Genomic DNA, 5156 nt, shown 5'->3' with positions numbered 1-5156 from the left:
CATCCCGTGCACGAAGGCCTCGCGGGCCAGGTGCAGCAGACCCGCATCCCCCGTGGCCGCCGCGCCGCCCAGCGTCTCGCGGGCCGCCGAAGGGGCCGACGCGGGGACGTCGGAGCGGTAGACCGCCGTGGCGATCGAGCCGAGGACCGCCATTCCCAGCGCCCCGCCGAACTCCTGCCCGGTCTCCAGGAGCGAGGCGGCGGATCCCGCCTTCTCCAGCGGGGCCGTCGACAGGGCCATGTCGGTGACCAGGACCATCACCGTCACGATGCCGCAGCTGATGACGCCGGCGCCGATGATGAGGAGCGCCAGCGAGTCCGTACCGGCGAGGATCAGGATCGCGAAACCGGCCGCGCCGATGAGGAATCCGACGGCCATGACGTAGGCGCGGTCGATCTTCTGGGCGATCGCGGCGGCCGCCGGGGCGGCGATGCCGACGGCGATCGAGGGGGCGAGCGACCAGAAGGCGGCCTTCATCGTGCTCATGCCGAGCACCAGCTGCAGGTACTGCGTGGTGAAGAGCGCCGAGCCCATCATGGCGATCGCGGCGATGGTGTTGAGGCTGATCCCGGCGCCGAAGCGGCGGTCACGGAAGAGGGCCGGGTTGATCATCGCGTGGGGAAGGCTGCGCTGGCGGCGTACGAAGACGAGGGCGAGGGCGGCTCCGAGGGCGATGAGCGCGGCCATGGGGACGGTGAACCCGTTCGCGGCGATCTCCTTGAGGCCGTAGATGGCCGGGAGCACGGCGCCCATGGAGAGCGGGATCGAGAGGAGGTCGAAGCGGCCCGGCTTCGGGTCCTTGAACTCCGGTACCAGGACCGGGGCGAGCACGAGCAGGAGCAGCATCGCGGGGACGTTGATCAGGAAGACCGAGCCCCACCAGAAGTGCTCCAGCATGATGCCGCTCATCACGGAGCCGACCGCGATGCCGCCGGCCATCGCGCCCGACCAGATGCCGATCGCCTTGGTGCGCTGCTTCTCGTCGGTGAACATGTTGCGGACCAGCGCCATGGTCGAGGGCATCAGGGTCGCCCCGCCGACGCCGAGCAACGCCCGTGCGGCGATGAGCAGTTCGGCGCTCGGGGCGTACGCGGCTCCGACGGAGGCGAGCCCGAAGGCGACGGCTCCGAAGAGGAGGAGCTTGCGGCGGCCGATGCGGTCGCCGAGCGACCCCATTGTGATGAGGAGCCCGGCGAGCGCGAATCCGTACACATCGAAGATCCACAACTGCTGGGTGGCGCTGGGGTCGAGCTCGCGGCTGATGGAGGGAGCCGCGAAGTACAGGACGGAGATGTCCATCGAGACCAGGAGGAGCGGCAGCAGGAGGACGACGAAGGCGGTCCATTCCTTGCGGCCTGCGGTGCGGGCAGTGGTGCTCGGCGCGGTGCTCGTCGGGTTCTTCATGGCTGCGACTGTACGGATGTCATAAACGCTTGTCTAGTACGGATGTGTAAAACATTTGTCTGGGGTGGAGGGGTAGGGCTGAACCCACCCCCGAAGCGCCTGCTGGACGGATGGTGGCGGGCGGTCCTGGGCCCTTACGGTTACCGCCATGACCTCCCCCTGGCAGGCCCTCGCCCGGCCCCGCTATCTGCGCACCCGGTGGCCCTGGCGCTCGGCCGCGTACCTGCTGAGCAGCGCGTTCACCGGGATCCCTGTGCTGCTCGCGATGGTGCTGCTCGCCGTCTTCTCGCTGGTGGGCGTCGGGCTGCCGCTGCTCCTTCTCGTGGGGCTGCCGCTGGCCGCGGTCGAGCGCTGGCGGCTGCGGATCGTCGATTCCGAGCCCGCCCCGAGCCCGCACCGGGACCCCGCCGAGCCGGGCGTGCTCGCCTGGGCGCGGCTGAGGTTCACGGAGCAGGCGACCTGGCGGGAGCTCGCGTACGCCGTACTGCACGCACTGGTGCTGTGGCCGCTGGACGTCCTGGCGGTGGGCGTCGCGCTGGTGGCGCCGGCCGGGATGATGCTCGCGCCGGTGCAGCTCGCCATGGACGGGCACGAGGCCCGGGTGATCAAGATCTGGCTGGTCGACTCGTACCCGGAGGCCTTCGCGCTGGCCGTCGGCGGAGTCGTACTCCTTGCCGTACTGCTCTATCCGCTCGGTGCGCTGGCGGGGGCGAGGGCCGCGTTCACCCGGCTGCTGCTCGCCCCGAAGGAGTCGGAGGTGCTGCGCTCGCGGGCCCGCCTCGTCGACTCCTTCGAGGCCGAACGGCGGCGCATCGAGCGGGACTTGCACGACGGGGCCCAGCAGCGGCTCGTCGCGCTCACCATGACGCTGGGGCTCGCACGTCTCGACGCACCGCCGGGACCGCTCGCCGACCGGATTGCGACGGCACACGACGAGGCCGGCCAGGTCCTGGTGGAGCTACGGGAGTTGATCCAGGGCATCCATCCCCAGGTGCTGACGGACTACGGCCTGGGAGCCGCCCTGGAGGACGTGGCCGACCGCTCCGCCGTCCCCGTCGACACCGACCTCGACATTCCCCGGCTGCCCGGACAGGTCGAGACCGCCGCCTACTTCGCCGTCTGCGAGGCGCTCGCCAATGTCGCCAAACACAGCGGGGCGGGACGGGCCGAGGTCACCGCGCACCACCGGCGCGGGCGTCTTGAGGTGGTCGTACGCGACGACGGCCGCGGGGGAGCGACTCTGCCCGACAGCGGCTCCGCCGCGGGGGCGGAGGGCACCGGACTGACCGGACTGGCCGACCGGCTGTCGGTCCTCGATGGCACACTGTCGATCACCAGCCCGCCCGGCGGGCCCACCGCTCTGCGACTGGAGATCCCGTGCCGCCCCTGTCCGTAGTGCTCGCCGAGGACAGCGTGCTGCTGCGCGAAGGCCTCACCGGTCTGCTCGCCCGCTTCGGGCACGAAGTCGTCGCGGCGGTCGGGGACGCCGGGGCGCTGCCGGCCGCGGTCGCCTCGTACCGCCCGGACATCGTCGTCACGGACGTACGGATGCCGCCCGCCTTCCAGGACGAGGGGCTGCGTGCCGCCCTCGCCCTGCGCGCCGAGCAGCCGGCGCTGCCGGTCCTCGTCCTGAGCCAGTACGTCCAGCGGTCGTACGCGGCCGAACTGCTCGACACCGGCGACGGCACGGGCGTCGGCTATCTGCTCAAGGACCGCATCGGCCAGGTCGAGGAGTTCGTCACCGCACTGGAGAGCGTCGCGGCCGGCGGCACGGTGGTCGACCCCGAGGTCGTACGGCAGCTGCTGCGCCGCCGCCGCGACCCCCTGGAGAAGCTCACCCCGCGAGAGCGCGAGGTGCTCGGCCTGGTCGCCGAGGGCAAGTCCAACGCGGCGATCGCCCGCGCGCTCGTCGTGACCGAGGCCGCGGTGGGCAAGCACATCGGCAACATCCTGGGGAAGCTCGGGCTGCCCCAGGCCGACGACACCCACCGCCGGGTCCTCGCGGTCCTCGCCTTCCTCAAGGCGTGAGGGCGTGAGCACAACGAAAAAGCCCCTCGCTCTCGCGAGGGGCTTTCTCCGTCTGTGCGCCGTCAGGGACTCGAACCCCGGACCCGCTGATTAAGAGTCAGCTGCTCTAACCAACTGAGCTAACGGCGCCTGGTGACTCCAGAAGAATACCTGGTCCGGGCGGGTGCTCCAAACCAGAATCTAGATCGCCAGCCAGAATCTAGATCGCAAGGGAGAGCACCACCGGCGCGGCCCGCCGGTTCAGTGTGTCCGCCGCCGCGCGCAGCCGGTGCGCGTGCTCCAGCGGCAGCGAGAGGGCCAGACAGCCCACCGCCGAGCCCGCCGTCAGCGGCACGGCCGCGCAGACCGTGCCCACCGCGTACTCCTGGAGATCGAGCACGGGGACCGTGGCCGGCTGGCTGTCGAGCTTGGAGAAGAGGATCTTCTCGTTGGTGATCGTCTTGGAGGTCAGCCGGGCGATCTTGTGCCGGGAGAGGTGGTCGCGCCGGCCGTTCTGGTCGAGCTGGGTGAGCAGGCACTTGCCCACCGCGCTGGCGTGGGCCGAGGAGCGGAAGTCCACCCATTCGTAGACCGCGGGCGTTCGCGGCCCGTCGGCGACCTGGGTGATCTTGACCTCGCCGTCCAGGTACCGGCTGATGTAGACCGCGGCGCCGAGCGAGTCCCGCAGCTCGGTCAGGGTCTCCTGGAGCTTGGCCTCCAGGGCCGCCTTGCGGGTGGCGCCCGAGCCGAGCAGGACGAGCGAGTCGCCGATGACATAGGCGCCGTCGGTGGTCTCTTCGACGTACCCCTCGCGGCGCAGCATCCGCAGGAGGGAGGTGAGGTGGACGGTGGGCAGCCCGGTCTCGCGCGCGATCTGGGCGTCGGTGACGCCCCCGCCGTGCTTCGAGATCGACTCGAGGACTCGGAGTGCGTACTGCACCGAATGGAACGGCGCAGTCGGCTCGGGCTTCAGCGCCACGGTTCCCCCTACAGGTTGTGACCGTTTGCTCGCACCCCACGATAGCCGCCAAGAGCCTTCCGCGGGGCGGCTGTTGACGAGAATGGTGGTGCACCCCAGGCCCGTACGCTGGGGTGCACCACCGTGGCATATGCCAGGGTCACGATTAAGTGAGGGATAAGGAGGTCAGAGCACCGCGCTCAGGAACTCGCGCGTACGTTCGTGCCCCGGGTCGCTGAAGATTTTCTCCGGAGAACCGGACTCGATCACCTTGCCGGAATCGAACATCAGCACCTCGTCGGAGATGTCCCGGGCGAAATTCATCTCGTGGGTCACGACGAGCATGGTGATGTCCGTAGTGCGTGCGATGTCGCGCAGGACGTCGAGGACCCCCGCGACCAGCTCCGGGTCGAGCGCGGAGGTCACCTCGTCGAGGAGGAGCACCTGCGGGCGCATGGCCAGGGCTCGCGCGATGGCCACCCGCTGCTGCTGGCCGCCGGAGAGNNGCTGGAAGACCATGCCGATGTTCTTCCGTACTTCGCGCACCTGCTTGTCGGGCGCGGGGAAGAGCTGGTCGCCGTTGACGCTGATCGTTCCCTCGTCGGGCTTCAGCAAGGTCATCAGCAGGCGCAGGATCGTCGTCTTCCCGGAACCGGAAGGTCCGATCAGGGTGACGTGCTTGCCCGGCTGCACCGAGAAGCAGAGATCGTCCAGGACCGTGTTCTTCCCGAAGCGCTTCGTCACGTTGTCGAAGCGGATCAGGTCGGCCGGGGCTGCGGGGGCTGCC

5 protein-coding genes and 1 tRNA gene are annotated in these 5156 nt (G+C 70.0%); 2 read left to right on the top strand and 4 right to left on the bottom strand.

Going from position 1 to position 5156, the window contains the following annotated elements; translation table 11 throughout:
• Positions 1–1404 (bottom strand): MFS transporter (locus tag J0695_RS34690; protein ID WP_206968749.1); only part of this gene is annotated, 1404 nt, incomplete at its 3' end.
• 148 nt (positions 1405–1552) lie between these two features.
• Here J0695_RS34690 and J0695_RS34685 point away from each other — a divergent pair.
• A complete protein-coding gene (locus J0695_RS34685; protein WP_206968748.1) occupies positions 1553–2800 on the top strand; it encodes a sensor histidine kinase in 1248 nt (415 codons plus the stop codon).
• Complete coding sequence (locus tag J0695_RS34680; protein WP_206968750.1) at positions 2800–3432, top strand: LuxR C-terminal-related transcriptional regulator; 633 nt, start codon at positions 2800–2802, stop codon at positions 3430–3432. The genes J0695_RS34685 and J0695_RS34680 overlap by 1 nt, the downstream gene beginning before the upstream one ends.
• 55 nt (positions 3433–3487) lie before the next feature.
• Here J0695_RS34680 and J0695_RS34675 read toward each other — a convergent pair.
• The 3 genes from J0695_RS34675 to J0695_RS34665 all read right to left on the bottom strand — a co-directional run.
• Positions 3488–3561: transfer RNA gene (locus J0695_RS34675), tRNA-Lys, on the bottom strand.
• 70 nt (positions 3562–3631) lie between these two features.
• A complete protein-coding gene (locus J0695_RS34670) occupies positions 3632–4390 on the bottom strand; it encodes an IclR family transcriptional regulator (protein WP_206968747.1) in 759 nt (252 codons plus the stop codon).
• A 165-nt stretch (positions 4391–4555) separates the two neighbouring features.
• Positions 4556–5156: amino acid ABC transporter ATP-binding protein (locus tag J0695_RS34665; protein WP_206968746.1), on the bottom strand; the 601-nt coding region annotated here is incomplete at its 5' end.

The organism is Streptomyces beijiangensis (assembly GCF_017315755.1).
GTDB lineage: Bacteria > Actinomycetota > Actinomycetes > Streptomycetales > Streptomycetaceae > Streptomyces > Streptomyces beijiangensis.
Note: the sequence above shows the minus strand (reverse complement) of the source record. Positions and strands in the feature narration are given on the sequence as shown.